Origin of the sequence: Allotabrizicola aquatica (SeqCode), from assembly GCF_965194375.1 — a bacterium.
Classification (GTDB): domain Bacteria; phylum Pseudomonadota; class Alphaproteobacteria; order Rhodobacterales; family Rhodobacteraceae; genus Tabrizicola_A; species Tabrizicola_A aquatica.
The window spans coordinates 58610-85047 of the sequence record NZ_CBDAEL010000001.1 but is presented as its reverse complement, the minus strand read 5'-3'; the positions used below and the strand labels follow the sequence as shown (position 1 = coordinate 85047).

At 60.7% G+C, this 26438-nt stretch carries 24 protein-coding genes; 22 read left to right on the top strand and 2 right to left on the bottom strand.

From position 1 onward, the window contains the following. Positions 1-29 precede the first annotated feature (29 nt). The 5 genes from AC72UB_RS00405 to AC72UB_RS00385 all read left to right on the top strand — a co-directional run bounded on the left by AC72UB_RS00405 (position 30) and on the right by AC72UB_RS00385 (position 4215). Positions 30-1331: a type I glutamate--ammonia ligase gene (locus AC72UB_RS00405; protein WP_505188031.1), complete on the top strand. Its 1302-nt coding sequence runs from the start codon at positions 30-32 to the stop codon at positions 1329-1331. 7 nt (positions 1332-1338) lie between these two features. Then, entirely contained in the window at positions 1339-1650 is a 312-nt protein-coding gene (locus AC72UB_RS00400) for a 2Fe-2S iron-sulfur cluster-binding protein (protein ID WP_463289935.1), read from the top strand. 108 nt (positions 1651-1758) lie between these two features. After that, positions 1759-2721, top strand: coding sequence for a DMT family transporter (locus AC72UB_RS00395; RefSeq protein ID WP_505188030.1), 963 nt, complete (start codon positions 1759-1761; stop codon positions 2719-2721). After that, complete coding sequence (locus AC72UB_RS00390) at positions 2693-3319, top strand: HAD family hydrolase (RefSeq protein ID WP_505188029.1); 627 nt, start codon at positions 2693-2695, stop codon at positions 3317-3319. Before AC72UB_RS00395 ends, AC72UB_RS00390 begins: the two co-directional genes overlap by 29 nt. Beyond that, complete coding sequence (locus AC72UB_RS00385; protein WP_505188028.1) at positions 3316-4215, top strand: ornithine cyclodeaminase family protein; 900 nt, start codon at positions 3316-3318, stop codon at positions 4213-4215. The genes AC72UB_RS00390 and AC72UB_RS00385 overlap by 4 nt, the downstream gene beginning before the upstream one ends. Positions 4216-4325: 110 nt before the next feature. Here the strand turns inward: AC72UB_RS00385 and AC72UB_RS00380 are convergent, their stop codons facing one another. Continuing rightward, complete coding sequence (locus tag AC72UB_RS00380; protein WP_505188027.1) at positions 4326-5570, bottom strand: flavin-dependent oxidoreductase; 1245 nt, start codon at positions 5568-5570, stop codon at positions 4326-4328. 63 nt (positions 5571-5633) lie between these two features. Between AC72UB_RS00380 and AC72UB_RS00375 the strand changes: the two genes are divergently transcribed. From AC72UB_RS00375 to AC72UB_RS00365, 3 genes are all read left to right on the top strand, one after another. Beyond that, positions 5634-6113 carry a DUF3237 domain-containing protein gene (locus tag AC72UB_RS00375; protein ID WP_505188026.1) on the top strand — a complete coding sequence of 160 codons (480 nt, stop codon included), beginning with the start codon at positions 5634-5636 and terminating at the stop codon, positions 6111-6113. An 87-nt stretch (positions 6114-6200) separates the two neighbouring features. After that, the gene (gene ilvD, locus AC72UB_RS00370) at positions 6201-8042 is read left to right on the top strand and encodes a dihydroxy-acid dehydratase (RefSeq protein WP_505188025.1); all 1842 of its coding nucleotides are present in this window, start codon (positions 6201-6203) and stop codon (positions 8040-8042) included. 171 nt (positions 8043-8213) lie between these two features. Further along, entirely contained in the window at positions 8214-8933 is a 720-nt protein-coding gene (locus AC72UB_RS00365) for a GntR family transcriptional regulator (RefSeq protein ID WP_505188024.1), read from the top strand. An 86-nt stretch (positions 8934-9019) separates the two neighbouring features. On the opposite strand, the gene AC72UB_RS00360 is transcribed toward AC72UB_RS00365, so the two are convergent. Further along, positions 9020-11008, bottom strand: coding sequence for a polysaccharide biosynthesis protein (locus AC72UB_RS00360; protein ID WP_505188023.1), 1989 nt, complete (start codon positions 11006-11008; stop codon positions 9020-9022). A gap of 579 nt (positions 11009-11587) precedes the next feature. Here AC72UB_RS00360 and AC72UB_RS00355 point away from each other — a divergent pair. The 14 genes from AC72UB_RS00355 (at position 11588) to AC72UB_RS00290 (ending at position 26427) form a co-directional block, all read left to right on the top strand. Then, positions 11588-12655, top strand: coding sequence for a polysaccharide biosynthesis/export family protein (locus AC72UB_RS00355; RefSeq protein WP_505188022.1), 1068 nt, complete (start codon positions 11588-11590; stop codon positions 12653-12655). A 15-nt stretch (positions 12656-12670) separates the two neighbouring features. After that, the gene (locus AC72UB_RS00350; protein ID WP_505188021.1) at positions 12671-13117 is read left to right on the top strand and encodes an arsenate reductase/protein-tyrosine-phosphatase family protein; all 447 of its coding nucleotides are present in this window, start codon (positions 12671-12673) and stop codon (positions 13115-13117) included. Position 13118: 1 nt separating this feature from the next. Beyond that, positions 13119-15314 (top strand): polysaccharide biosynthesis tyrosine autokinase, encoded by a 2196-nt coding sequence (locus AC72UB_RS00345; protein ID WP_505188020.1) that lies wholly within the window; start codon positions 13119-13121, stop codon positions 15312-15314. Positions 15315-15560: 246 nt separating this feature from the next. Beyond that, positions 15561-16865 (top strand): nucleotide sugar dehydrogenase, encoded by a 1305-nt coding sequence (locus AC72UB_RS00340; RefSeq protein WP_505188388.1) that lies wholly within the window; start codon positions 15561-15563, stop codon positions 16863-16865. A 4-nt stretch (positions 16866-16869) separates the two neighbouring features. Next, complete coding sequence (locus AC72UB_RS00335) at positions 16870-17814, top strand: Gfo/Idh/MocA family oxidoreductase (protein ID WP_505188019.1); 945 nt, start codon at positions 16870-16872, stop codon at positions 17812-17814. After that, complete coding sequence (locus tag AC72UB_RS00330) at positions 17811-18395, top strand: acyltransferase (RefSeq protein WP_505188018.1); 585 nt, start codon at positions 17811-17813, stop codon at positions 18393-18395. The genes AC72UB_RS00335 and AC72UB_RS00330 overlap by 4 nt, the downstream gene beginning before the upstream one ends. After that, positions 18395-19513: a DegT/DnrJ/EryC1/StrS family aminotransferase gene (locus AC72UB_RS00325; protein ID WP_505188017.1), complete on the top strand. Its 1119-nt coding sequence runs from the start codon at positions 18395-18397 to the stop codon at positions 19511-19513. Before AC72UB_RS00330 ends, AC72UB_RS00325 begins: the two co-directional genes overlap by 1 nt. Then, on the top strand, positions 19510-20094 hold the full coding sequence (locus tag AC72UB_RS00320) for an acyltransferase (RefSeq protein WP_505188016.1): 585 nt from the start codon (positions 19510-19512) through the stop codon (positions 20092-20094). Before AC72UB_RS00325 ends, AC72UB_RS00320 begins: the two co-directional genes overlap by 4 nt. Beyond that, the gene (locus AC72UB_RS00315; protein WP_505188015.1) at positions 20094-21116 is read left to right on the top strand and encodes an FkbM family methyltransferase; all 1023 of its coding nucleotides are present in this window, start codon (positions 20094-20096) and stop codon (positions 21114-21116) included. The genes AC72UB_RS00320 and AC72UB_RS00315 overlap by 1 nt, the downstream gene beginning before the upstream one ends. A 32-nt stretch (positions 21117-21148) precedes the next feature. Further along, positions 21149-21763, top strand: a complete 615-nt coding sequence (locus AC72UB_RS00310; protein WP_505188014.1) for a hypothetical protein — start codon at positions 21149-21151, stop codon at positions 21761-21763. Continuing rightward, positions 21763-23055 carry a hypothetical protein gene (locus AC72UB_RS00305; RefSeq protein WP_505188013.1) on the top strand — a complete coding sequence of 431 codons (1293 nt, stop codon included), beginning with the start codon at positions 21763-21765 and terminating at the stop codon, positions 23053-23055. The genes AC72UB_RS00310 and AC72UB_RS00305 overlap by 1 nt, the downstream gene beginning before the upstream one ends. Beyond that, entirely contained in the window at positions 23052-24272 is a 1221-nt protein-coding gene (locus tag AC72UB_RS00300; protein ID WP_505188012.1) for a hypothetical protein, read from the top strand. The genes AC72UB_RS00305 and AC72UB_RS00300 overlap by 4 nt, the downstream gene beginning before the upstream one ends. A 57-nt stretch (positions 24273-24329) precedes the next feature. Further along, complete coding sequence (locus AC72UB_RS00295; protein ID WP_505188011.1) at positions 24330-25457, top strand: glycosyltransferase; 1128 nt, start codon at positions 24330-24332, stop codon at positions 25455-25457. Further along, positions 25441-26427: a hypothetical protein gene (locus AC72UB_RS00290; RefSeq protein WP_463289913.1), complete on the top strand. Its 987-nt coding sequence runs from the start codon at positions 25441-25443 to the stop codon at positions 26425-26427. The genes AC72UB_RS00295 and AC72UB_RS00290 overlap by 17 nt, the downstream gene beginning before the upstream one ends. The last annotated feature ends 11 nt before the right edge of the window (positions 26428-26438 follow it).

Below are 26438 nucleotides of genomic sequence, written 5' to 3'. Positions count from 1 at the left end.
GGCATCAGACCGCACCCAGGGAGAGTTCCATGACCAGCCAAAGCCCGCGCCTGCGCGCGATGTTCTGCGATCATCTGTCGATCATGCGGGGCAAATACCTGCCCGCCTCCAAGATGAAAGACGACGAAAGCCGTTTCGCGCGGCCCACCTTCTCGGTGCATTACGACAAGGATCTGTTGATCGAAGCGCCCGGCACTATGTGCCTTGAGGGCATTCCCGATATGGCGCTGCGCTGGCAAGCCGATGAGATCCGCGCCGGATGGGAGCCGAACACAATGGTTGTGACGGGCGACCTTTACGCAGGCGATGGCAGCCCTATTCCCATGTGCCCCCGCAGCGCGCTGAAACGCGCCGTTGCCGCTTGGGGTGCGCTGGGCCTGACGCCCAAGGTCGGGATCGAATTGGAAGCCTATGCCTTTGTCCGCAACGAAGATGGCACGATCGTGCCTTATGACACCCCCGGCGGTGTGGTGTACGGCACCGGCAACTTTGCCGACCCGCGCCGCTTTACCGATGCGATCTGGAACAAGGCGCAGGAAATCGGCCTGCCGCTGGACCTGATCACCAACGAATATGACACCCCGCAGTATGAATTCACCCTGACCTTCGACACAGCCGTTGAACATGTTGATAACGTCGTTCTCTTCCGCCAGATGGCGCGCGAGATCGCCTTTGACCACGGCATCATCCTGACCTTCTTGCCCAAACCGATCCTGACCAAGGGCGGGTCTGGCATGCATGTGAACCTGTCATTCACGGACGCCAAAGATCACAACGCGCTGGCCAATGGTGACCGTGGTGATCCGGCCAATATGAACGATCTGGCCAAAGGCTGCATCTCGGGTTGGATGCACCATCACAAGGGCATGGCGGGTCTCATCGCCCCGAACGCCCTGTCCTATAACCGCCTGCAACCGGCCAGCCTTTCGGGCTACTGGTGCAATTGGGGCGGCGACAACCGCAACGTCACCGTGCGCCTGTCGGCCGAGGGCGGCAAAAAGGCCCGGCTGGAACATCGCATGGCCGATGCCGCGTCAAACCCCTACACCGCTGTGGCGACGGTTCTGCAGGCCGCCCTTCTGGGCGTGCAGAACAAATACCCCCTGCAGCCCTTGGAAACCGGCGACGGCTTTACCAGCAATGACGCCACCCACGGCGTCGCCGCCTCCCTGACCGAGGCGCTGGATGATCTGCAGGCCGATACCGCCCTGACCAATGCCGTCGGCGCCGGGTTGGTTGAAAACCACATCTACATGAAACGCGCCGAGGTTGACAAAACCTCCGCCCTTGAGGGCGATGCGCTGCGCGATTGGTACATCTGGTACATATGAGGACCCTATGAAAGCCCACTGGATCCTGCCCGACGGCAGCACCATCACCGCCGAGGTCCGCGAAGGCCAAAACCTGATGGAGGCCGCCGTCGCGGCCAATGTCCCCCGCGTGATCGGCGAATGTGGGGGATCACTGTCCTGCGCCACCTGCCACGTCTTTGTTGCCCCCGATTGGGCGACCAAGACCGGCGCTGTCGGTGAATTCGAAGATGCCATGCTAGACGTGGCCGAGGCCGAGCGTCAGCCAACCTCGCGCCTGTCCTGCCAGATCAAGATGTCGCCTGCCTTGGATGGGCTCACCCTGATCGTGCCAGCCTGACGCGCCAAGCGCCTATCTGTACGAAAATCTCGGCAGGCCGGCCCTTTGCGGGCTGGTCATGTCGCCCGCAGGATAGAAACCACCGAGCGCTTTGGTGTTTATGAAGCCATGCAAACGGCTTCGAACAGCAACACGACCGGAATACTTCTTGCCCTCGGCGGCGGGGTCGTCCTGTCGTTGAACGATCTGGCGATCAAGGCGCTGTCGGGGGCCTATGCGCTGCATCAGGTCATCCTGATCCGCGCCATTGTCGGCATTACGCTGGTGCTCGGCGTGATGTGGGTCTCAAAGGCTGGGCTGCAGCAGATGCGCACCCGCCGGGTCGGCGCGCATGTTTTCCGGGTCTGCATCGTGATGGTGTCGAACATCACCTATTTCGTCGGCCTGTCGCTGATGCCCTTGGCCGATGCCGTGGCCGTCGCCTTTGTCTCGCCGCTCTTTGTCACGCTGATGTCGGCCGTGGTCTTGCGCGAATACGTCGGCCCCCGGCGCTGGGCGGCGGTGGCGGTTGGCCTTCTCGGCGTGGTCATCATGACCCGCCCCGGCGAAGGCGTGATTCAGCCCGCCGCCATTCTCGTCCTGATCTCGGCCTTTTGCTATGCCGCCAGCCACATGATGACCCGCCGCATGCGCGACACCGAAAGCGCGATGACGCTGAACTTTTACGTGCAGGTTGGCTTTATCTGCGTGTCCTGCAGCTTTGGCCTTCTGGTGGGTGACGGCCACATGGCCCAAGCGCCCGGCAGCACGTGGGAATTCCTGTTCCGCCCCTGGCACGTCCCCCCCGTCACCGATTGGTGGGCCTTCTTGGCCACCGGCGTCGCGGTGGGCGTCGGCGGGCTGATGATGAGCCAAGCCTACCGCACCACCGAGGCCGCCCTTGTCGCGCCCTTCGAATATATCGGCATGCCAATGGCGATTTTCTGGGGCGTGGTGGTGTTTGGCACCTGGCCTGACGCCACCGCTTGGGCAGGCATTGCGCTGATCTGCGGCGCAGGGCTTTATACGCTTTGGCGCGAAACGGTCAGAAGGAAAGTGCAAGATGTCGCAGCCCCAAGCGGTGATCTTTGATATCGGCAATGTGCTGACGCGCTGGCAGCCCGAGGCTTTCTATGACCGGGTGATCGGCGAGGACCGCCGCCGTGCCCTGTTTGCCGAGGTCGATCTGCACCGCATGAACGACATCGTCGACGAAGGCGCGCTGTTTCGCGAGACCATCTATGACTGGGCCGACCGCACCCCGCATTGGCAGGCCGAAATCCGCCTCTGGTATGACCGCTGGATCGAACTTGCCTCTCCCCGCATCGAAGGCTCCATCGCCTTGCAGCGCGCGCTTCGGGCCAAAGGGGTTCCGGTCTTTGCCCTGACCAATTTCGGCAAATATTCGTTCGAGGAAGCCCTGCCCAAGATGGACTTTCTCACCGATTTCGACAGGCTCTATGTCTCGGGCCGGATGGGCGTCATCAAACCCGATCCGCGCATCTATGAGATGGTCGAGGATGATTGCGGCTTGCCGCCGGCAAGCCTGCTCTTTACCGATGACCGCGCCGACAACATCACCGCCGCCGCCCGCCGGGGCTGGCGCACCCATCAGTTCGAAAGCTGGCAAGGCTGGGCCGCCCGACTGGTGGCCGAAGGATTGCTGACCGCAAAGGAGGCCGGGCTATGACCCTGACGATTGTCCCGAAAGACGCCGAAGCGCTGCTGACATGGCCCGGGCTGCTGGACGCCTTCGAGGCGGGCCACCGCCTGCCCAAGCCCGACATCAAAGACCTCTTCGTCTATCGCGGTCCCGACACCGTGCTGGACCGCGCCACTTGGATCGACGGGCTTGGCGCTTTGGTCAAAGTGGCCACGGTCATTCCCAGCAACGCCCAGCGCGGGCTGCCCACGGTGAACGGTTCGGTCACGCTTTATGATGACAAGACCGGAGAATTGACCGCCTTGGTCGATTTCCATCTGGTGACCAAATGGAAAACTGCCGGGGACAGCCTCCTTTCGGCCCGCCGTCTGGCGCGGAAGGATGCGAAGAACTTTCTTCTGGTCGGCGCAGGCACCGTCGCCAAATCCATGGTTCAGGCCTATTCCAGTCTCTTCCCCGACGCCCGCTTCACCGTCTGGAGCCGCTCACGCGCCAGCGCCGCAGCGATGGGTCTCCCCGTGGCCGATGATCTGGAACAGGCGGTCAAATCCGCCGATGTGATCTGCACCGCCACCATGGCCACCGAACCGCTGATCCGCGGCGAATGGTTGCAACCCGGCCAGCACCTTGACCTGATCGGCGCTTACAAGCCAAGCATGCGCGAGGTGGATGACACCGCCATGGCCCGCGCGCGCCTGTTTGTCGACGCCCGCGCCACCACGGTCCACCACATCGGTGAGCTGATCGACCCGTTGAAATCCGGTGCCATCACCGAAAGCCACATCATCGCCGATTTCTACGACGACCCCGCGAGCTACACCCGCCGCTCTGATGATGAGATCACCATCGCCAAGAACGGCGGCGGCGCGCATCTTGATCTGATGACCGCCAGCTACATCGCCTCGATGTGGGGCCAACGCTAAACATTAGCTAAAATTTGCCTTTCATCTTGGCAAAAACACTCTCCGGGGGACGCGGGCTTGGTCACAAGCCCGCGTGGGGGTGGAAAACCCCCACTCCGCCCGATCCAGCCTCAGACCGCGCCCAGAATCGGCGGCTGGCCGTTCAGCACATCCACGGAAAAGCCTGACAGCTGCTTGTAATGCTCCGCATGGGCGGCAAGCTCGGCGCGGGGAATGACGGTGTTGATGTCATCATACCGCGCGCCCCCCGTGCGATCCTCGACCATCTGCATCACCGCATCCGGCCCTTTGCCCCGATTGGCGCGCAAGATGCGCTCTACCCGCGGCCGCATCTCGGCCTCATAGGCCAAAAGCGCCGCCCGACTGATCCCATGGGCGCGCAGCGCCGCGCCAATCTTGCGCGCATCAATGATGGCCAAAGACGCCCCATTGGACCCCACAGGATAGGTGGCATGCGCGGCATCGCCCATTAGGGTCACGCAGCCATGGGTCCAACTCGGCAAAGGCTCGCGGTCCACCATCGGGTATTCGTAGACCAGCCCAGATCCCGCGATCAGCGCCGGGCAATCCACCCATCCGAAATCCCACCCCTCAAAAGCGGGCGCGAAATCACCCTTGTCGGCGGGGCGGTTCCAGTCGCCCTTGGACATCGCGCGCGCCGGGTCCACGCGCAACTCGGCAATCCAGTTGATCTCGGACAGCCCGGTCTCGGGGTCCGGCCCCGAGATCGGATAGGCCACAAAGCGCTGGCTGTCATGTCCCGCCAGACACATCGCATTTCCACCCAGAAACTGCGCCGCCCGCGTCGTGCCGCGCCACATGATCGCACCGTTCCAGATCGGCTCACCTTCCTCCGGCACCATCTGCCGACGAATGGCCGAATGGATGCCATCGGCGGCAATCGCCAGATCCCCCGTCACGCGCCGCCCATCGCTCAAGATCAGCGTGGCCCCCTGATCGGTGCTTTCAAACCCCACCACGCCTGCGCCGGTGACCACACACTCCGCCCCGGCCCGCGCTCGCAGCACGCGCAGCAGCATCATCTGGAAATGCCCCCGGTGCACCGAAAACTGCGGCCAGTGATAGCCCGCATGCAGCCCGCGCGGCTCGACCCAGATTTCCTGCCCGTGTTTGGAATAGAACCCATATTGCCGTGTCCGCACGCCCAGCGCGCCCAACTCGGCCTCCAGCCCCAGATCAAACAACTCCCGCACCGAGTTCGGTTGCAGGTTGATCCCCACGCCTAAGGGGCGCGGCTCGGCCACACGCTCATAAACCCGAAACGGCAGCCCCAACTGGTGCAGCGTCAGCCCCATGACCAACCCGGCAATGCCGCCGCCTGCAATCAAAATCATGGCTTTTCCCTTGCCTTGCTGGTGCAGTTCTGCACCCTTGGCCCGCAGAATACGGAGGGAAGCATGACAACGACAAGCCTTGATGCGCGCAGCCTTGGCGCCAGCCTGTCACCGGGCCAGCCCTCATTGCGCTTTGCCCTTGCCATTCGCGCCGATCTTGGCCCGGCGCTCGAATTTGACACCGCGCAGGGCACCCGCCGCGCCATGTTCCCGATCACCGGCGGTGCCGTCACAGGTCCCGGCATCTGCGGGCATATCCTGCCCGGCGGGGCGGACTTTGCCCAGCGCCTTCCGGACGGCGCCTATGCGATCGAAGCGCGCTATTGCCTGATGCTGGACGACGGCACGCCGCTGATGATCACCAACGCTGGCCGCATGCAGCCAATGCCTGACGACAGCTTCCAAGGCCGCACCCGCGCAGTGATCGAGGCCCCGGCAGGCCCGCATGGTTGGCTGTCGGATGCCGTGCTCTTCGGCACAGCTTGGGCAGAGCCCGGAGATGAAGCGCACGTGTTTATCGAGCTGTGGCAGGCCGTGATTTAAGCATTCTGCGCTTATCTTTTGCACAGGCACCTTGACCCATAAGACTGCCGATGCCACTTGATGCCTGACAAAGCCCGGAGGATACCCATGCCCGTCTATCGTTCCCGCACCACCACCCACGGCCGCAACAACGCCGGTGCCCGAGGTCTGTGGCGCGCCACCGGCATGAAAGACGGCGATTTTGGCAAGCCGATCATCGCGATCGTCAACTCGTTCACCCAGTTCGTGCCCGGTCACGTCCACCTGAAAGACCTCGGCCAAATGGTCGCGCGCGAGGTTGAGGCGGCGGGCGGTGTGGCCAAGGAATTCTCCACGATTGCCGTCGATGACGGCATCGCCATGGGCCATGATGGCATGCTCTATTCGCTGCCCTCGCGCGAAATCATTGCTGACTCGGTCGAGTACATGGTCAACGCCCATTGCGCCGACGCCATGGTCTGTATCTCCAACTGCGATAAAATCACCCCCGGTATGTTGATGGCGGCCATGCGGCTGAACATTCCGGCCGTGTTCGTCTCGGGCGGCCCGATGGAGGCTGGTAAGGCGGTCATCAAGGGCAAGGAAATCGCGCTCGATCTGGTCGACGCGATGGTTGTCGCAGCTGATGACAAATACACCGACGAAGAAGTCGACGAGATCGAAAAGGCCGCCTGTCCGACCTGCGGGTCGTGCAGCGGCATGTTCACCGCCAATTCGATGAACTGCCTGACCGAAGCGCTGGGCTTGTCGCTGCCCGGCAACGGCTCCACCCTTGCGACCCACGGCGACCGCAAGCGGCTGTTCATCGAGGCCGGTCACCTGATCGTCGACATCACCAAGCGCTATTACGAACAGAACGACGACTCTGTTCTGCCGCGCAATGTCGCCAACAAGAAGGCGTTCGAAAACGCCATGGCGCTGGACATCGCGATGGGCGGGTCCACCAACACCGTGCTGCACGTTTTGGCCGCCGCGCATGAGGGCGGGATTGATTTCACCATGGACGACATCGACGCCATGTCGCGCCGCGTGCCCTGCCTGTCGAAGGTCGCGCCCGCCAAGCAAGACGTGCATATGGAAGACGTCCACCGCGCCGGTGGCATCATGGCGATCTTGGGCCAGCTGGACAACGCGGGCCTTCTGAACCGCGACTGTGTCACGGTTCATTCGCCCACGATGAAAGACGCGCTGGATCGTTGGGACATCAGCCGCACCACCCAAGACAATGTGCGTGAATTCTTCAAAGCCGCGCCGGGCAATGTCCGCAGTGCCACCGCGTTCAGCCAGAACAAGCGCTATGCCGAACTGGACCTTGACCGCGAAAAGGGCGTCATTCGCTCGGCCAAACACGCGTTTTCCCAAGATGGCGGTCTGGCTGTTCTGAAAGGCAACATCGCCCCCGACGGCTGCATCGTGAAAACCGCTGGCGTGGACGAATCCATCCTGAAATTCTCTGGCCCTGCCCGCGTGTTTGAATCGCAAAACGCTTCGGTTGAGGCGATCTTGTCGAACAAGATCAAAGAGGGTGACGTCGTCGTCATCCGCTACGAAGGGCCAAAGGGCGGGCCGGGCATGCAGGAAATGCTCTATCCGACCAGCTATCTGAAATCCAAAGGTCTGGGCAAAGCCTGCGCGCTTCTCACCGACGGGCGCTTCTCTGGCGGCACTTCGGGCCTGTCCATCGGCCACGCCTCTCCCGAGGCGGCGGCGGGTGGCGCAATCGGTTTGGTCCGCGAAGGTGACATGATCGACATCGACATTCCGAACCGCACTATTAGCCTGCGGGTGCCTGAGGCAGAGTTGGCCCAGCGCCGCGCCGAACAGGACAAGAAAGGCTGGAAGCCGGAAAAAGCCCGTCCGCGCAAAGTCAGCCAAGCGCTGAAAGCCTATGCGCTCTTTGCCACCTCGGCCGACAAGGGTGCGGTGCGGAAACTCCCCGACGAGGCGTGATCGTTCGACATGAACCAAAAGGCCCGGCCTCAGCGCCGGGCCTTTTTTCATGCCCGCCTAAAGAGGCGGCCTGACCCCCAAACCTCCCGCGCCAATCGGCCCCTTCCAGAATGTTCCGTGTCGACACGTTGCAGCGAACTGGCTAGTGATAGGGAGGGAACGGGGGGCAAGATGGACGGCGACACCGAGACGAGACGCCTGAAAGGCACCGGCGCGCGCTTTGCCTATGAAACCCTGCGCGATGAGATTCTGTCACTTGCCCTCTCGCCCGGCCAGCTTTTGGACGAAACCACCTTCGCCGAGCGTTTCGCCATGTCCCGTTCCCCCGTGCGTGAGGCGTTCATTCGGCTGGCAGGTGACGGGCTAGTCGTGACGCTGGCCAATCGCTCCACCATCGTCGCCCCGATTGATGTGCAAAGCTTCCCGAAATATGTCGAAGCGCTGGACATCGCTCAGCGGATGAACACCCGCCTTGCCGCAGAATTGCGGACCGAAGACGACCTCCTCCGCATCGCCCGCGCACAAGCGGCGTTTGAAGCCGCCGTAAAGGGTGGCAACCACCTGAACATGTCCGAGGCCAACAAGAAGTTTCACATGGCCATCGCCGTGGCGGGCCGCAATCCCTACCTGTCGGGCTTTTACGAACGGCTTCTCGATCAGGGCCGCCGGATGCTGCACCTGCATTTCGACTATCTTGAACGCACCCATGACGGCATCTTGCTGACCGAAGAGCATGCGGCCATGCTAGACGCGATCCGCGCGCGGGATGTTGAACGCGCCGACGCGCTGGCCCATTCCCACACTTGCCAGTTCCGCGACAACTTCCTGCGCTTTCTGCAGGAAAACCACGGCTCCACCATAGCGCTTGGCGGCCCGGCTCGGCCGCTCTGACGCGTGACGCTTGCCAACGAGACCGGCGGCGCCGGGTCGCCCACTGTTCTGTACGCTCGCTGCTGTTGTCATCCAAAAGAAGCCCATCAGGGCGCTATTTCGGCTGCCACCGGTGTCTGCAATGGCAATGGTTGGGCCGTCTCGATCGCTCCCCTCGCCAGCCAGGTGAGATCATGGATGGCGTTTCCACTTGGTTGGAAAGCCAAAGGTGCCTCTAGGAAAATGGCTTTGATCTTTTCCAGATCGAAATCGAGGCATGCGGCGTTCAAATGCTGGAGCATTGGGTGAAGCTTGCTCCAAGGCAATGACATCTCGGTTGCGGTCATGATTCTGGGGTGTGCGGTGGGCATCGGATTTTCGCCGATCAGAAGCTCCTCGAAAAGCTTCTCGCCCTTGTTCAGGCCAACAAAGCGAATTCCGATATCGCCGCTCAGCTTGTCGTTGGGGCCATCCTCATCCAGCAGATATGGCTTGAGCCCGTGCAGCCGGATCATGCTTTCCGCGAGATCAAGGATCTTGACGGGATCACCCATGTCCAAAACAAACACGTCCCCACCTCGTGCCATCGCACCCGCTTGGATGACCAGCTGGGCCGCTTCGGGAATGGTCATGAAGTATCGTGTGATATCGGGATGGGTGACCGTGACAGGTCCGCCCTTCTCGATTTGCGACCGAAAACGCGGCAAGACCGAGCCGGATGAGCCCAAGACATTGCCGAAACGCACCATCGAGAACGTGGTGTGGCCCTTGCGTTGGGCAAACGCCTGGCAGACCAGCTCTGCCATCCGCTTCGACGCCCCCATGAAGTTCGTCGGGCGCACCGCCTTATCGGTCGAGATCAGGATAAAGCTCTCAACCCCCAGATCAGCCGCGGCCTCAGCCAAGACCAACGTGCCAAAGACGTTGTTGCGAATGCCTTCGGTAACGTTTTCCTCAACCAAGACGACATGCTTGTAGGCGGCCGCATGATAAACCGTCTGAACGCCAAAGCTCTTCATCACATCCCGCACGCGGCGTGCGTTTTGGACCGATCCGAGAACCCCGCGTACTGTCGCCTCTCGACCACTGACCGACAGGGTTTCGCGCAGCTCATGGGTGATCGAGTACAGCGCGAATTCTGACAGCTCGAACAGGATGATTTCGGTGGGTGCGAATTGCACGATCTGGCGGCAAAGCTCGCTGCCAATCGATCCACCAGCGCCTGTCACCATGACGACCTTGCCGGTGATGTTGCGCTGCATCAGGTCTTCGCGTGGCGGCACGGCATCACGACCAAGCAGGTCTTCGGGGCTGATCTGGCGCAGCTCGCTCACCGTTGCGCGGCCCGAGACAATGTCGGCGATTCCGGGGATCGTCTTCACCTGAAGACCAAGCTTGCCAACCTCTTCGACGATCTCGCGCCGCCGCAACCGCGACGCGCTCGGGACAGCCAAGAGAATCGACGCCACGCCCATATCCTCCACCACCTGCGCGATCTGATCCGGCGCAAAGACGGTACGACCACTGATCACAGCGCCGTGCAGCGTCGGATCGTCATCAAAGAACGCCAACGGCAGGTAGTCCCGCCCATTCTGCAACGCGTCCTTCAATTGGCGTCCCGCTTCGCCTGCACCATAGATGGCGACAGGTATGCGCGCGCTTTTTGCAAGCGACTGAAACATGGCCCGGGCAACAAAACGCAGCCCGCCAGCCGATACGAACAGCAAAAGCGCATAGATTCCCGGAACAGACCGGGGCAACGGGGCCGAAAGCAGCGCGGCCAACAGGAACAGGAATGCGGCCGAAAAGATCACGCCGCAGCCGATCGCGCGCAGGACCTGCCCACTGATAAACCGCAGGATCGAGCGATAAAGTCCAAAGGCCAGAAACATCAGAATGGTGGCTGGCACGCAGATCAGGGCCATAAGCCAGACGGAAGAGTTCCCAAGGAATGCAAAGCTCTCAAGGCGCAACGCCATAGCGGCGCCGAAACAGACGATGACGAGAACACTGTCCGCGCACATCTGCAAAAGCCGTTTCTCGGTGCGACCCAGCCGCAGAAGCCGCGCGAACGAGGGCGAAACGGTGTCAGTCATGTCTGGCATGACCATGGCTGCGTTCGGGAACACACCGACCATGCACCAACGCAGACAGATACAAGCGGTTTGCGCCTTGCGGGCACAGGCCACAATGACAAGGCGGCATGACCGCATACCGCTGAATCACAGCGGAAAAAATTCCGATAAGAAATAAAAGCATGAAAAAATTTGAAATATCTTGATTCGAATAACGCGATCTATACCGGCAATCGTGCCCCTGGTTAAGGGGAAGCGGAAGCAGATTCTTCTTGGCAGACGGAACGAGCGGGCTCCGAGATGCCCAAAGCGCGAGGAAGACGCGTCAGCCGGTGGGTGGTTTGCGCCTGTTGCAGCCGCACGATACGCTTTGGATCTTTGGGGCTGCTTTCTGCAATCGGTGCAACCCGGGTGTGGTGCTTTTGGCGTCCAGCCTTAGCGGCCTTTGGTTGCAGCATGTTGAACAAAAGCGCAGAACTGAGCATAGACATGACCGAACGGATGGATTAAACGCCAAACGAATTGTTAAGCCTGATTTTGTGGGTTGCCGTCGATTTCTATGGCCCCCCAACCACTATTGATACAGCCGCTTGGGTGCGGATGGAGCGCAAACTGATTTTCATGCCCCGCGTTTTCTCATCACTTCTTTTTGCCTTGGCTCTCAGCGCTTGCGGCGACGCCGCGATGAACTTCCCCGTCACAAAAGCCGGGCAGGCTCAACTGGACGGCGTGACAATCATCAGGTTGGATCAAACCTATTCCGGTGGTGCTGACACTCTGCACAGCGGGCATGCTGTAACCAACCTGCCCGCCGTACGTCGCAGTGAGTACCGCATAGGTGCCGGTGATGTGATCTCGATCTTTGTCTTCGACCAACCAGAACTGGCGGTCCCGACCGGTGCCGATACGATAACAACGGGCTATCTCGTGCGATCAGACGGGAACCTGACCTTCCCATTCATCGGCACAGTCGAAGCCCGCGGCCGTGCAGTCGAGGATCTGCGTCTGGAGCTTGTCCGCCGCCTGAGTGAGTTCTTCCCCGAGCCTCAGGTCGATGTTCGCGTGGCGGAATTTGCCTCACAGAAAGTCGTCGTCGGCGGTGAGGTCGCTAAGCCAAATACGCAATTTGTCCAGACCTCTTCATTGACCTTGCTTGAGGCGATCAACGCCGCTGGTGGCCTGAAGAAAGACGCCGACACGCAGGCGATTTCCATTCGCCGCGGCGGTCAGAACTACCGCGTTGATCTCGAAGGTTTTCTGTCTGGATCTGTTGCGCAGAATAATCCTGTTCTCGCGGGCGGGGACGTGGTGTCGGTGCCCCGGAAAACCATCCGCGAAGCCTATCTCTTGGGCGAAATTTCCAAGCCATCCACGGTCGATCTGACCGAAACGCCCCTCTCGCTTACGCAAGCCCTGTCCCGGCAAGGTGGCCTTGATGATTTGCGCGCCGATGCCCGGGGCGTCTTTGTCTTCCGCGAGATTGACGGCAAAACGACCGTCTTCCAGCTCGATACGTCCAACCCCGAAGGATACCTGATCGGTACGCGTTTTGCGTTGCGTCCAATGGACGTCATCTATGTGACGCGGGCGCCGATCCAGCGCTGGAATGACGCCATCAGCCGTTTCCTGCCATCTGTGAATGCAACTCGCGCGGTTCGGAATCTTTGAATGACGGGGCAAGCGATGTTCCAATCCATTCTTGTGGTCTGCATCGGAAACATCTGCAGATCGCCCGTTGGCGAACGGGCGCTGTCTGCCGCATTGCCCGGGCTGAAGATCGGCTCTGCCGGTCTTCACGCGATGACCGGCTGTCCAGCGGATGCAGAAGCAACGGAGGCCGCACGACGGCAAGGTGTCGAACTTGATGGCCATATCGCGCGCATGTTGACGCCGACGCTTGGGGCCGAGCATGATCTTATTCTCGTCATGGAACGGTCGCACCGCCGCGAAATTGCAGAGCGGTTCCCCCAACTTGTCGGGCGAACCATGCTTTATGGCCAATGGATTGACGGCGGAACAGACGTCCCGGACCCCTATCGCAAACCCGCCTTGGTACATGAACAGACTGTCTCGCTGATCCTTCGTGCAAGCGCAGCATGGGTTTCACGTCTGGGCGGGAAAGCAGGTTGAAATGATGATGAAGAAGCCTGAACTCGCCACGCGGGAGCCAGCGTCTGACGAGATCGACCTTGGTGATCTTTTCGCGACCCTTTGGGCGGGAAAGCCAACCATTGTCGCTGCGGTGACCGGCTGTTTTATGCTCTCGATGGCCTATCTGTGGCTCACGCCGCCGACCTATGAGGCGAATGCGATGCTTCAAATTCAGGCCGGCCAAGGCACGCTTGCTTTGCCCTCTTCGGTGGGGGCGCTGGTTGGGAATGAAAGCTCTAGCACCTTGGCAGAGCTTGAGATCATTCGTTCGCGGCAGGTTCTGGGGCGTGCCGCGGCTGACCTCAGGCTAGACTGGGTGGCGAAACCCATGCGCGCGCCGGTCATCGGCTATGCGATGGCCACCCGCGACTTACCTTGGCCAGACTGGGGCGTCTTGGCCGCCTATGCTCGCAAGGGCGACGCGATCACCCTGTCCTATCTGGAAGTCCCCCCCGAATGGGTGGATCAAGAGATGGTGATGGTAAAGACGTCTTCGGATGGCTTCTCCATGACCTTGCCTGACGGGACGGAAAAGCTCGGCACCGTTGGCGTGCTTTTGTCGGACAAAGAGCGCGGCATCGCAGTTCAGGTCGCACGATTGGACGGCGATGTGGGGCGGGCCTATTCAATCGTGCATCTGACAGAACTTGGCGCGATCTCTCGCCTGTCGAGCCGCTTGGGCGTCTCTGAACGTGGCCGCCAAACTGGGATCGTTACGGTCAATCTGCGCGGTCAGGACCGCGAGGATACGGCGACCCAACTGGCTGCAATCATCCGCGCCTATGCCGAGCAGAACATCACGCAAAGCGCAGCCGAGGCGCGTAAGGCGCTTGAATTTCTTGAAAGCCAGATTCCCGCAAGCGAGGTTGCCGTTGGGGTGGCCGAAAAAGCCCTGAACGAATATCGCGCGGCCCAGAATTCGGTCGATCTCGCATTTGAGACGCAAAGCCTCCTGACCGAGACGATGGGGATCGAAGCCGAGCTGCGCCTGCTTGTGCTGCGGGAAGAGGAAATCAAGGAAAAGTATACCCCGAACCATCCGATCTATCGCCAGCTCCTAGAGAAAAGGCAGGCGCTGCAAGGCCGTCTTGTTGAATTGCAGGCAGGGATCACGAACCTGCCGGAAACCCAGCGGGAAGTGGTCAACCTCACGCGCAATCTGGAACTGGCCCAAGCAAGCTACGTTGAGCTTATCAATCGCGCGCAAGAACTGCGCGTTCTCAGTGCAAGCCAGATCGGATCTGTGCGCGTCGTCGATCAAGCGGTGACAATGCTTGAACAAGTCGCTCCGCGGCGGCTTTCCATTATGGGAATCGCGCTTGTGGTTGGGGGTTTTCTAGGTGTTGGCATCGTTCTGCTGCGCAATTGGCTGCGGCGTGGCATCGACAGCGTCACCGAGATTGAACGCCTTGGGCTTCCCGTCTTTGCCACGGTCAACAGCTACTCAGGGCAGGTCAAGTATACGGCGGGACGTCTTGCGCTCATTGCCCGAGACGACCCCGAAGATGTTGTGGTCGAGGCGTTGCGTTCTTTGCGAACCAGCCTGCATTTTGGAATGCTGGATGCACGGTCAAAGTCGATCGTTGTGACCAGCGCCGCGCCGGGCGCGGGGAAGTCTTTCATCTCTGCAAACCTTGCCTGTGTCGCGGCGCAGGCCGGACAAAAGGTTTGCCTGATTGACGCCGACATGCGGCGGGGCACGCTGCGCAAGTATTTCGGCTTGCCGAAAAAGTTACTTGGTCTGACCGACTATCTATCTGATGCGGTTGAACTGGAATCGGTTTTGCGAGACAGCGAAATCAGCAATCTGTCATTGATCGTCACAGGGGCCTTTCCGCCAAACCCCTCAGAGCTTCTGATGCGCGACAGGCTGGCCGAACTCATCGCAGAGCTGGACCGCCGCTTCGATCTTGTCATTTTCGACGCCCCCCCGATGCTTGCCGTGACCGACGCGGCCATCATCGGGCGCAAGGCTGGATCCGTGATTGGGGTTGCTCGGCATCTGGTGACGCCGGTCGAGGAGCTGGAGGCGGTGCAAAAGACGCTTGAAGCGGCCGGCGTGTCATTGAAGGGAATTGTCTTCAACGGCTACGATCCCCGCCGGGCAAAGGGTGGGCGGAGTGGCTACAGCTATGGAAACCGCTATGCCTACAAGCGGTCCGAGCAAGGCGACTGATGCAAAAAATGCAGCCTGTGAGAGTGCATCTAGACAAGGGATGACCGGGGATGCGCCAAAACTCGGGAAACTTCGCGGTGGAAGTCAGCACCGGCTTGTGCCAATTTAAAGGCCGACGACATAGGCGTTGTTGAGACCCTGTTGAATACCAATCTGGGCCTGCTTATGGTGTCGTTTAGATTTTTGAGGGGGCAATATTGAGCCCTTTAAGGAAGATTTTGATAAATGAATTTGGACATTGGCCAAATGGCCACTCAACTGATTGGTCTGCTCGAAGACCGACGGGCTGTCATTGGCGTGTTGGGCATGGGCTATGTGGGCCAGCCACTCGCACTGCGCTACGCGGAGCTTGGCTACAAGGTTATCGGGTTCGACATTGACGCGGAAAAGGTCGCGGAGCTGAACGCAGGGCGCTCGCATATCGAGCACATCAGCGATGCGGATATCAGGCGTGCGAACGCAGCCGGTTTGGAATGCACCACAGATTTCAGCCGCGCCGCCGAGGCGGATGCGCTGATCCTCTGCGTGCCGACGCCCTTGAACAAATATCGTGAACCGGACCTGAGCTATGTCATTAACACGACCGAGTCCATCGTCCCCTATCTGCGCGCGGGGCAGGTGGTATCGTTGGAAAGCACGACCTATCCCGGCACGACCGAAGAGGAATTGTTGCCTCGCGTCACAGCAGGCGGGCTGACTGTCGGCCAGGACATTTTCCTCGTTTATTCGCCAGAACGTGAAGACCCCGGCAACGCGCATTTCACTACGCATACGATCCCTAAGGTCGTCGGTGGCCACACGCCCGTCTGTCTTGAGGTGGGTAAGGCACTTTACAGAAAAGCGATCGATCAGATTGTGCCCGTCAGTTCGACCAAGGTCGCCGAATTGACAAAGTTGCTGGAGAACATCCACCGCGCTGTGAACATCGGTTTGGTGAACGAGATGAAAATCGTGGCCGACCGGATGGGTATCGACATCTTTGAGGTCATCGACGCGGCCGCGACCAAGCCCTTTGGCTTCACCGCCTATTACCCCGGGCCCGGACTTGGTGGGCACTGCATCCCGATCGATCCCTTCTATCTGACATGGAAGGCGCGAGAATACGGGCTGCACACCCGCTTCATCGAGTTGTCGGGCGAGGTCAACCGCGCCATGCCAGAATATGTCGTCGGCAAGGTCACAAAGGCCCTGAATGACCGCTTTAAGTCGCTGAAGGGCAGCCGACTCCTTGTGCTTGGGATCGCCTACAAGAAGAACGTGGACGACATGCGCGAAAGCCCCGCCGTCGAGGTGATGGAGCTTTTGCGCGCCGCAGGCGCAGAAGTGGCCTATTCAGATCCGCATGTTCCGGTCTTCCCAAAGATGCGGGAACACCATTTCGACCTGGCCTCGGTCGCGCTGACGCCGCAAGCCGTGGCAAGTTACGATGCTGTCGTCCTCACCACCGACCACGCGAAGTTTGATTATGAGATGGTCCGCACGCATGCGCAGGTCATCATCGACAGCCGCGGAGTTTACCGCACAGCAGCTGATAACATCGTAAAGGCATAAGATTATGAAGAGATTTGCCCTCGTCGGTGCTGCCGGCTATATCGCGCCGCGGCATATGAAGGCGATCCGTGATACCGGAAATGACTTGGTCGTCGCCATGGATGTGAACGACTCGGTTGGCATCTTAGACAGCCATTTCCCCGACGCGCGGTTCTTCACGGATTTCGAACTTTTTGATGCGCACGTAAACGCTGAACGGCGTGCAGGAAGCGCGCTTGATTACGTTTCGATTGCCTCGCCGAATTTCCTGCATTCGGCCCATATGCAATGGGCGCTGCGCAGCGGCGCAGATGCGATTTGCGAAAAGCCACTTGTCCTGACCCCGGACCAGATCGACGAGTTAAAGACGGTTGAGACAGAGACTGGCCGCAAGATCCACACCATCCTGCAACTGCGCCTGCACCCCGCCATCCTTGCGCTGCGCGACCGTGTCGCCCAGATGCCCCAGAACCAGAAGGTGGATGTAGACCTGACCTACATCACCTCGCGCGGGAACTGGTATCTGAAAAGCTGGAAGGGCCTGACCGAAAAGTCCGGCGGCATCGCCACCAATATCGGCGTGCATTTCTACGACATGCTGCATTTCGTCTATGGCCGCGTGCAGGAAAACATCGTCCACCTGAACACCCCGACTAAGGCAGCGGGCTATCTCGAATATGAACGCGCCCGCGTCCGCTGGTTCCTGTCGGTCGACGTGGCCGACGTGCCGCAGGTGGAACGTGCCAAGGGAAAGCGCACCTACCGCGCCGTGACCGCCGATGGTGAAAACCTCGAATTCTCGGACGGATTCACCGAACTGCACACCAAGATCTACGAGGATATCCTGTCAGGCGGCGGCTTTGGAGTTGAGGAGAACCGCGTCGCCATCGAAACCGTCGCGACGATCCGCAACGCCCCAATCGTGCCGGTCGGCCCCTTGACCCATCCGTTTGTCGGGGCGCAGGGATGAGCCATTATCAGCACCCCAGCGCCATCGTTGATGATGGAGCGATTATTGGCGCGGGCAGCCGCATCTGGCATTTCGCCCATGTTTGCGGCGGCGCGCGGATCGGCGCGGGCGTTTCGTTGGGCCAGAACGTCTTTGTTGGCAACCGTGTCACCATCGGCGACCGCTGCAAGGTGCAAAACAACGTCTCGGTCTACGACAACGTCACGCTGGAGGAAGGCGTCTTCTGTGGTCCTTCGATGGTTTTCACCAATGTCCACAACCCGCGCGCGCTGATCGAACGCAAGGACCAATACCGCGATACGCTTGTGCAGCGCGGCGCCACATTAGGCGCGAATTGCACAATCGTCTGCGGCGTGACGGTCGGTGCGTTTGCCTTCGTGGGCGCGGGTGCCGTGGTGACGAAGGACGTGCCGGATTTTGCGCTGATGCTTGGCGTACCCGCCCGCCAGACCGGCTGGATGAGCGCCTTTGGCGAACAGCTCGACTTGCCAGTTTCAGGTGAGGGCCGGGCCATATGCCCCCACACGGGGGATGCCTACACGCTCGCGGGTGCGACCCTCAGCCGACAGGAGGTCTCGTGATGATCCCCTTTGTCGATCTGGCGGCACAGCAGGACCGCCTTCGCACCGAGATCGAGGCTGGGATTGCCGGTGTCCTTGCCCACGGAAAGTATATCCTCGGGCCCGAGGTGGACGAGCTTGAAGAACGGCTGTCTGCCTTTTCTGGGGCGGCCCATGCCATCACCGTCGCCAATGGCACCGATGCTTTGCAGATCGCGTTGATGGCACTGGGGATCGGCCCCGGGGATGAGGTCATTACCCCCGGCTTCAGCTATATTGCCGCCGCTGAGGCCGTGGCGGTGCTTGGTGCCAAGGTCGTTTATGTCGATATCGACCCCTCAAGCTACAACCTTGACCCCACGTTGCTGGACGCAGCGATCACCCCGCGCACCAAGGCGATCATCCCCGTTTCGCTCTATGGCCAGCCCGCCGAGTTCGACGCGATCAACGCTGTAGCCGCGCGCCACGGGCTGCCGGTGATCGAAGATGCGGCGCAAAGCTTTGGGGCGACCTATCGCGGCGCGCGCTCTTGCAACCTCACCACCATCGCCACCACCAGTTTCTTTCCGTCAAAGCCGCTGGGTTGCTATGGCGACGGCGGGGCCATCTTCACCTCCGACCCCGAGCTTGCCAAGGCGATCCGCCAGATCGCGCGCCATGGGCAGGAAAGCCGCTATTACCATGTCCGCACCGGCATGAACTCGCGGCTTGACACGTTGCAGGCGGCGATCCTGCTGCCGAAGCTTGCCATCCTTGACGACGAAATCGCGGCCCGCCAGCGTGTGGCCGATGCCTATACCACCGCGCTGTCGAACCACGACATCGCCACCCCGCGGATCGCCGCCCACAGCACCAGCGCATGGGCGCAATACACGATCCGCGTGGCTGAGCGTGCGCGGGTTCAGGCCGAACTCCAGTCTGTGGGCATCCCGACCGTGGTCCATTACCCCCTGCCGCTGAACCGCCAACCCGCCGTGGCCGATCCGGCGGCGCACCTACCGCATGGCGACAAAGCCGCACAAGAGGTGCTGAGCCTGCCGATGCATCCGTATCTGGCCCGCCACGACATCGACCGGATTGCCGAGGCCGTTGTGTCGGCAACCGGTCAGCATTCTTTGCGCACCGGGGGGCATCTATGAGCCGGATTGCAGTCGCCCTTTACTACCTGACGCGGGTTTGGGCCTTTCTGACACGCCGGTTCTGGCAATGGGTGATCGATGCCTACCTGCGCCGGAACTGCAAATCCTATGGCTCTATGAGCGTCTATGGCCACGGTCGTTTTGCCAATGTGAGCGGCCTGTCGGTTGGTCAGAACATACATGTCAATTTCGGCCCGAACTGGGTTTGCGACGGTGGCCTGACCATCGGAGACAATGTCCACATCAGTTCGAATTGCACGATCTACACCCGCAACCACAACACGCGTGGGCGGGCGCTGCCCTATGATGATGAAAGCATCCCACGTCCCGTGTCCATTGGGCGCAACACTTGGATCGGCGTGAACGTCACCATTCTGCCAGGCACCCAGATCGGCGAAGGCGTGATCGTCGGGGCAGGTGCGGTGGTGCACGGAACCGTTCCAGATTTCACAATCCTCGGTGCGTCAGCCCCCGTGAAGATCGGAGAGCGTGACCGCGCGCATTATGATGAGATCGACCATCTGGGTCATTATGGCGGTCCCGGTGGAAGAGTGTTCAGTACCAGTGCGAGGCGAAACTGATGTCGCAGAATTCGATCCGTTCGCGCCTGCGCCGTGCCGCCTGGCAAATCACCCCAGCGCCGATACTGCACCTTGTCTTTGGCGCGCGATTGCGCGGCATGGGCCGCCTGATCGACGCCGCCGCGATTAAGGGCGCGCGCAGGATTGATGTGCCGGGCGTTTCCATTGCCTGCTGTCAGCTTGACCTTGCCGACGGCACGGTAATTGTCAGCACGCCGCCCTCGCATAACAACGTCAAGATCACCCATGCGGCACGGCGCAAGCTGGGGCTTGGCCCTGAATATGCCAAAGCGCTGGTCGATCTGGTTGTGCGCTATTCATATCCCCATGCGATGGTGCCCGTTCTCCGCATTCCCGTGGTGGACCGTGAACGCGGCGGCTTCCATTTGCAGCACCGGAACCTGCCACAGGAAACCAGCGATTTCAGCGCTTCAACGCGCGCTTTTCTGGAAACCCATTTCACCCCACAGCCCGGCTGGAACATCCTCGACATCGGTTGCTATCTCGGTCACGGCACGACGCGTCTTGCACAGATCGTCGGGCCGCAGGGTCGCGTGATCGCGGTCGAGGCGATCCCAGAAAACGCGACCATCGCCGCATTTCAGATCGGCCAGAATGGTCTGCCCCAAGCCGAGGTTATCAACCGTGCGATCTGGCGCGAGGCGGGCGCAACCGTTGCCATGCACCGGACCGAAAATCAGGCCAACGCGATTGCGGGCGATGTCGTCGCCTCGTCGCAGACGATCGATCTGCCGACCACCTCCATTGCCGAATTGACAGGCATGTTGGGGCGGGCCGCCGATCTTGTGTCCCTGACCGTTAACGGGGCCGAGGTCGAGGCGATTGACAGTCTCGACACCATGCCCCCGGACCTGCGCCCATGGCGAATGGTCATGCCCGGATGGTATCCAAACGATGCAGGTCCACGGTCAAAACCCATCGTCGCCAAGTTGCAGGCGCTGGGCTACCAGACGCTGGTCACCTCGCACAATTTCGTCATCGCTTGGCGGATCGGCACATGACAACTGGAGCCGCCCGTTCGAGCGAGAGTCCGTTGAAGGTGGCCGTCCTGACAGCGGGTCGTTCGGGCTCGATGAGCCTTTACCGCGCTTGTCTGCATGTTCGGAACTACACGGCTGGCCATGACAGCGGCGAAGGTGCCCTTGCTGCCGAACGGTCCTTGCTGCGCGCGGGGCATATCGAGATCGACACCCGCTTTGCCTGGATGCTGGGGCGGCTCGCCGAAGCCAATGGCGACAAGGTGTATTTCGTTTTTCTAACACGGGATGCCGCGCAGATCGCGGCGTCCTACAACCGCCGCTGGACCAATCGCAAAGGGATTATGCGCGGTTATTGCGAAACGATCCTCCAGCGCGACAAGCCGGCCAAGGACATTGCCATTGCGCGCGACCTTGTCGGCACGGTGGAGGCGAACATCCGCACGTTTCTCTCCGGTCGTCCGCATTCGGTCATCCGGCTGGAACACTGGCGCGAGGACCTTCCCCGTTTCTTCATCGACATCGGTGCCGAGGTCGATCTTGAGGCCGCCCTGGGCTCGTTTGCCGAGGTGCACAACCCCTCGCGCCGGGGCTCGCCTTTGGTCCGTGGCAGGTACTGGGTGTCACGCCGCATCGATGCACTCGAAGCCCTTCTGAAACGGAAACGGTGATGGGGTCCGAAACTGACAGCCTTAGGGTCAATGCGGCGCGGGCCGATATCACGCCGTCCACGCTGCTACCGCTCTTCGGGCGCGCGCGTCGGTCCGGCGCTGCCCGCACCATCGCCTCGCGGCTTGAGGCGAACGTCCTCCTGTTTGATGCCCCCGATGGTCCGGCCGCGATTGTCGCGATCGACAGTCTATATGCCAGCCAGCAGCTTGAGGAAGAGGTACGCCGCCAAACGGCGGCCCGGGGGCTGAGCTTTTCGCAAGGGGCGCTTTTGTTCGTGGCGTCCCACACCCACAATGCCCCATCGCTTGACCCGACGAAGCCCCGACTTGGTCCGTTTGACGTGGGCTACCTCGATTTCGCTGCGGCGCGGATCACCGAGGCGCTTTTGGTCGCGCGCAGCCAGCACAACGGGGTGGCACGCGTTGCGCATGGGCAGGCCCTTTGCGCCGCATCCACGTTTCGCCGCCGCGCCGTTGTGGGGATCGACCTTGCGCGGCTGCGGGTGTCGAAGCGGGTGCTCATGGCACCTGATGCGCGCGTCGCGATCGACCAGCGGCTAAAGCTGCTGCTCCTCTCCGGCGCCGACCAAACCCCCCGCGCGGTGCTTTGGAGCTGGCCTTGTCACGCCGTATCGGAACCCGATGCGATGGCGCTGAGCGCAGATTTCCCGGGTGCGCTGCGGGGTCACATCCGCAATACGCTGGGTGTGGCTGACCTTCCGGTCCTCTATTTCCCTGGCTTCAGCGGCGACATCCGCCCGGCCTCGCGGCCCTTCGTCCCGCTGCATCGCTCGGCGACATGGATCGGTGTGGGCCCCCGTTTCGCCCCCGCCAGTGCCGCCGCCGCTGCGACCCTACACGCCGCCCTTGCCCGCGCCTTCGACGCCGCCTTTGCCCTGCGGCAAGACGCTGGCGGGCTTTCGCAGGCCATGGTTCGGCGGCAGCGGCGGCACCTTGCGCTTAACACGATCCGCACCGATGCGGGCAGCCTTGCACCTCTGACCTGCGACGATTGGGCCATCGGACCCATCCGCATCATGGCCGTTTCAGCCGAAGTGGCGGCGGCCTATGCCGCTCGTGGCGGCCGCGCTGACCCGCTGACCTTTGTCACCGGCTGTGCGGGGCAGGTCTTTGGCTACGTGCCGACCGACAGCCAAATCCATGAGGGCGGTTACGAGGTGAATGGGTTCGCGACCAACTTTTCGGTTCCCGGCCGTTTCCGTGACAAAATCGAACGCGCCGTGTTTGCCCTGATCGGGCAACAGGTGCAGGACGGCGGGCCAGAGGCATGAAACGTCTTCGTGGCGATAAGGCGAAGCTCGCCTATTCCAGCATCTTGATTCAAGTTGCGAGTTTCGCAGTGCTTCTGGTGGCGAAGATGGCTGTCCCGGCCCCCGACTTCGCTTTCATCCTGACCCAACTCGCCCTCGCAGGGATTGTTGGATCGGTTGCGAGCATGCGGCTCGAGGTGTTGATTTTTCACCAGAACGGACGGCTCAGCCGCGCGGCGATCCTTGTACCCATCGTGGCGATGTTTCTGGTCATCGGCCTTGCCTATGCACTCTACGGGTTGATGGCGGCGCTTTTTACCGGGATGGGCGATGCGTCGTTTCATGCCATTCCCATGATGGTTGGCCTGTCTCTCAGCGCGATCACCAACTTCACCTTTGTTCAAGTCCGTCAGTTGAACCCGCTTCTTGCCATGCGGGTTTGGCAGGGGCTGGCGCTGGCCGCACTGATGGCGGCGCTGGCATCCGGGTTTTGGGGCCTGACGGGTGAAGATGTGCTGCTGCTCATCGGCCTCGCATATGCCTTTCCGGCCATTGCCTACACGGCGCTCGCCTATCTGCGCCACCGGCCCGAAGCTCATGACCCACCGGCGCTTTACCTACCGGATGCGCGGACGCTCCGGCGCGCCCTGTCGCTTTCGGTGTCAACAGGTGTGAATTCTGTCTATATCAACATGCCGCTTCTCGCAGCGGCATCGACGCAGACGGCGTCCTATGTGGCAGATTTCGGCCTGATCCTGCGCGCATTTACGGCGCCAATCACCTTCATCGCACAGGTCATTGGCCGCTTTTTCCTTGCCGATGCGATCAACTGGTCGGGCGACCCCGAAAGGACGCCCGCCGCCCTGTGGCGCATGATCACACGCGCGATGGCGCAAAGTGTCGGCATTTTCGTCGTCGTCGCGGCAGCCCTTATTGGTCTTCTTTATCTTTTCAGCGAACCGCTCAACTTCACCCATCTGGGCATCGCGCCCTTCCTGTTCCTTGCCACGCTAGGCCAATGCGCGATCAACCCGGTGTCACAGGTCCGCATCCCGATAAATGACGAACACGTCTTCCTTCTCTTCGATGCGATGCGATTGGTGCTTCTGAGTGTTGGTCTTTTTGCACTTTCACAGGTGCTCCCTTTCGAAGTCGCCTTTGGCCTTACCGCGGTTGTCCTGTATACGGGCTACATTGGCTTTATCCGGCACCGGGTCGCACGTCTTGGTGTGCGATGATTATTTGCAAAGATTGTATGATGACCGTTTTGACGCACTGTCTGGGCTGACAGAACCATGAGCTCCAAGTCACGTCCTTTGATCGTTTTGGTGGCCAACAATCCTTATGGCCACCATCTGCTCACATCTCAACTTCTGGACACCTATGGCGCGCTTAATCTTGATGGGGCCGAGATCGTGCTGCTGTGCAACGGACGCATGCCAAGCGCAGATCCTCCCTCGATCCGTGTTGTCTCCTTTGCTTCGCGCTTCGGCGGCATGGCAAGCTCTTTGAACCTGATCCTAAAGCTCGTGCATCTGCGCTTTACACAGCCTAACGCGGTCTATCACTTGCGCGGCTTTGTGACGGGGTTTTTGTTCTGCATCAGCCGCCTGTGCATGCTCGGTGGGGCGCGCTTCATCTACGATCCACGCGGCGCTTTCTTCCTCGAATGGCGCGAGGCGGGGCGGTCCCGCATCCTCAGCCGCCTCTTCGGCTGTGTCGAGGCGCGGCTGATCCGCCATTCCGTTGCGACGATTGTGACATCGGACCGCTTCGCCCGTCTCTACCGGCGCCTCTTCGGTAATGCGGCAGACTTTGTCACGATCTACAACGCCACCAGTTTCGCCTATCACGACGCAGCAAGGCCATTGCCAAAGACGGGTCCGCTGCGACTTGTTTACCTTGGCACGTTCAACCACTGGCATAACATGGGCGAGGTCGCCCGCGTCATGGACAGTGCCGCCCGCCAAATCGGCCGCGACCGCACAGAGCTTTTCATCTTTTGTCCAGACCGCTTCCACACAGCTGTGCGACAGACCTTCGGCACCATCGATTGCTCGGCGCTGACGGTCGACTATGTCCGCTACCACGACATACCCGCCCGTCTGGCAAAGATGCATATCGGCGTGTCAGTCGTCCGTCCCACCCTGTCCACGCGGATCGCTTCGCCCATCAAGGTGGCGGATTACGTGGCCCTTGGATTGGTGCCACTCCTCAATCGCGGGATCGGAGATTTCGACGCCCATTTCACGGCGGAAGGCTCTGCGATCCTTTATGACTTTGGGTCAGAGGTGGATGTGTTGGGGCTTGCCGACATTCGCGCGGCCCCGAACCGGAGGATTTACGACGCGGTCTCGCGCGGCGAAGCCCGTGACAGGCTTTCCCCAGTGGTGGAGCGTCTCTGCGATGACAGAATTCGCTAAAACCCCGTTAGAGATTGCACTGGCCGTGGTGTACGCGATTTTGCTCGTTCAGCAGAAAAGCAACCGCTCGCTTCTGACGGCTGCGGCCTTCGTCGCCATCTCCCTGACCATCCGGCTGTCCATTGACGTCAGCGCTGTCAGGGACTTCCGGCCCTATTTCGACAGTTTCCAGCAGGTCAAATACGGTCTGCCCGCGCCGGAACTGGCGGGCGAACCCTACCGCTACCTTCTGTTTCGGGCCGCACTTTTGTTCGGCGATCTGCCGGATCGTTTGCAAATCGACGGTATCTATTACTTCCATTTCTTTGTGGTGACGGGCTTTTTCCTGTGGCTCGCCTATCTCCGCGATGTGGGGTTTGAGGTCAAACTCATCCTGTTTTTGGCGTTTTATCCCGTCTTTGCCTATGTCTGGATCCGTGCGGGCATGGCCTATGTGGTCGCTGGGGTGCTGTTCTACACGATCAACGCTGGAAAGTGGCGCATACTGCATTTCACCTTGCCGATGTTTCACTCCAGCTCGCTCGCCTTCCTGCTCATGATGAAGCTGAAACAAGCGCACCTGCAATGGAAGCTGGCGATCCTTCTGGCGGTGGCGGTGGTGCTTTATGTTGCGGTGGAGTCAGACTATGTCCGCTACCTGATCTACAAGCTCGAACGCTATGACGAGACAAGCGACGCGCGCAGTTCGAACGCGCTGTTTGTGTTCCACTTCATCAACATCGCCACGTTTTTGTACCTGTCGGCCATCAACGCCCGGTTCCGCAACAACTTTGCCATCCTCGGGATGATGGGAGCTTACATGCTGATGTTCTACTTCAACCCCGTCGTGGGGTTGCGGGTGTTTCCCTTCGTCCTGATCGCCTGTGTGGCAGAACGCATGCAGTTCACCCAGTACAAGCTCGTCTCGCTTCTCCTCATCGGTGGGTACGTTCCGGTCTATCTGGCACGTTTCAACCAAATCCTGTCGTGAGGGAGAGCGCC

Bases quoted from the DNA above. Each gene is read 5' to 3' on its own strand.
- AC72UB_RS00405 (WP_505188031.1), top strand. From the start codon at position 30: ATGACCAGCCAAAGCCCGCGCCTGCGCGCGATGTTCTGCGATCATCTG.
- AC72UB_RS00400 (WP_463289935.1), top strand. From the start codon at position 1,339: ATGAAAGCCCACTGGATCCTGCCCGACGGCAGCACCATCACCGCCGAG.
- AC72UB_RS00395 (WP_505188030.1), top strand. From the start codon at position 1,759: ATGCAAACGGCTTCGAACAGCAACACGACCGGAATACTTCTTGCCCTC.
- AC72UB_RS00390 (WP_505188029.1), top strand. From the start codon at position 2,693: ATGTCGCAGCCCCAAGCGGTGATCTTTGATATCGGCAATGTGCTGACG.
- AC72UB_RS00385 (WP_505188028.1), top strand. From the start codon at position 3,316: ATGACCCTGACGATTGTCCCGAAAGACGCCGAAGCGCTGCTGACATGG.
- AC72UB_RS00380 (WP_505188027.1), bottom strand. From the start codon at position 5,570: ATGATTTTGATTGCAGGCGGCGGCATTGCCGGGTTGGTCATGGGGCTG.
- AC72UB_RS00375 (WP_505188026.1), top strand. From the start codon at position 5,634: ATGACAACGACAAGCCTTGATGCGCGCAGCCTTGGCGCCAGCCTGTCA.
- ilvD (WP_505188025.1), top strand. From the start codon at position 6,201: ATGCCCGTCTATCGTTCCCGCACCACCACCCACGGCCGCAACAACGCC.
- AC72UB_RS00365 (WP_505188024.1), top strand. From the start codon at position 8,214: ATGGACGGCGACACCGAGACGAGACGCCTGAAAGGCACCGGCGCGCGC.
- AC72UB_RS00360 (WP_505188023.1), bottom strand. From the start codon at position 11,008: ATGACTGACACCGTTTCGCCCTCGTTCGCGCGGCTTCTGCGGCTGGGT.
- AC72UB_RS00355 (WP_505188022.1), top strand. From the start codon at position 11,588: ATGGAGCGCAAACTGATTTTCATGCCCCGCGTTTTCTCATCACTTCTT.
- AC72UB_RS00350 (WP_505188021.1), top strand. From the start codon at position 12,671: ATGTTCCAATCCATTCTTGTGGTCTGCATCGGAAACATCTGCAGATCG.
- AC72UB_RS00345 (WP_505188020.1), top strand. From the start codon at position 13,119: ATGATGATGAAGAAGCCTGAACTCGCCACGCGGGAGCCAGCGTCTGAC.
- AC72UB_RS00340 (WP_505188388.1), top strand. From the start codon at position 15,561: ATGGCCACTCAACTGATTGGTCTGCTCGAAGACCGACGGGCTGTCATT.
- AC72UB_RS00335 (WP_505188019.1), top strand. From the start codon at position 16,870: ATGAAGAGATTTGCCCTCGTCGGTGCTGCCGGCTATATCGCGCCGCGG.
- AC72UB_RS00330 (WP_505188018.1), top strand. From the start codon at position 17,811: ATGAGCCATTATCAGCACCCCAGCGCCATCGTTGATGATGGAGCGATT.
- AC72UB_RS00325 (WP_505188017.1), top strand. From the start codon at position 18,395: ATGATCCCCTTTGTCGATCTGGCGGCACAGCAGGACCGCCTTCGCACC.
- AC72UB_RS00320 (WP_505188016.1), top strand. From the start codon at position 19,510: ATGAGCCGGATTGCAGTCGCCCTTTACTACCTGACGCGGGTTTGGGCC.
- AC72UB_RS00315 (WP_505188015.1), top strand. From the start codon at position 20,094: ATGTCGCAGAATTCGATCCGTTCGCGCCTGCGCCGTGCCGCCTGGCAA.
- AC72UB_RS00305 (WP_505188013.1), top strand. From the start codon at position 21,763: ATGGGGTCCGAAACTGACAGCCTTAGGGTCAATGCGGCGCGGGCCGAT.
- AC72UB_RS00300 (WP_505188012.1), top strand. From the start codon at position 23,052: ATGAAACGTCTTCGTGGCGATAAGGCGAAGCTCGCCTATTCCAGCATC.
- AC72UB_RS00295 (WP_505188011.1), top strand. From the start codon at position 24,330: ATGAGCTCCAAGTCACGTCCTTTGATCGTTTTGGTGGCCAACAATCCT.
- AC72UB_RS00290 (WP_463289913.1), top strand. From the start codon at position 25,441: ATGACAGAATTCGCTAAAACCCCGTTAGAGATTGCACTGGCCGTGGTG.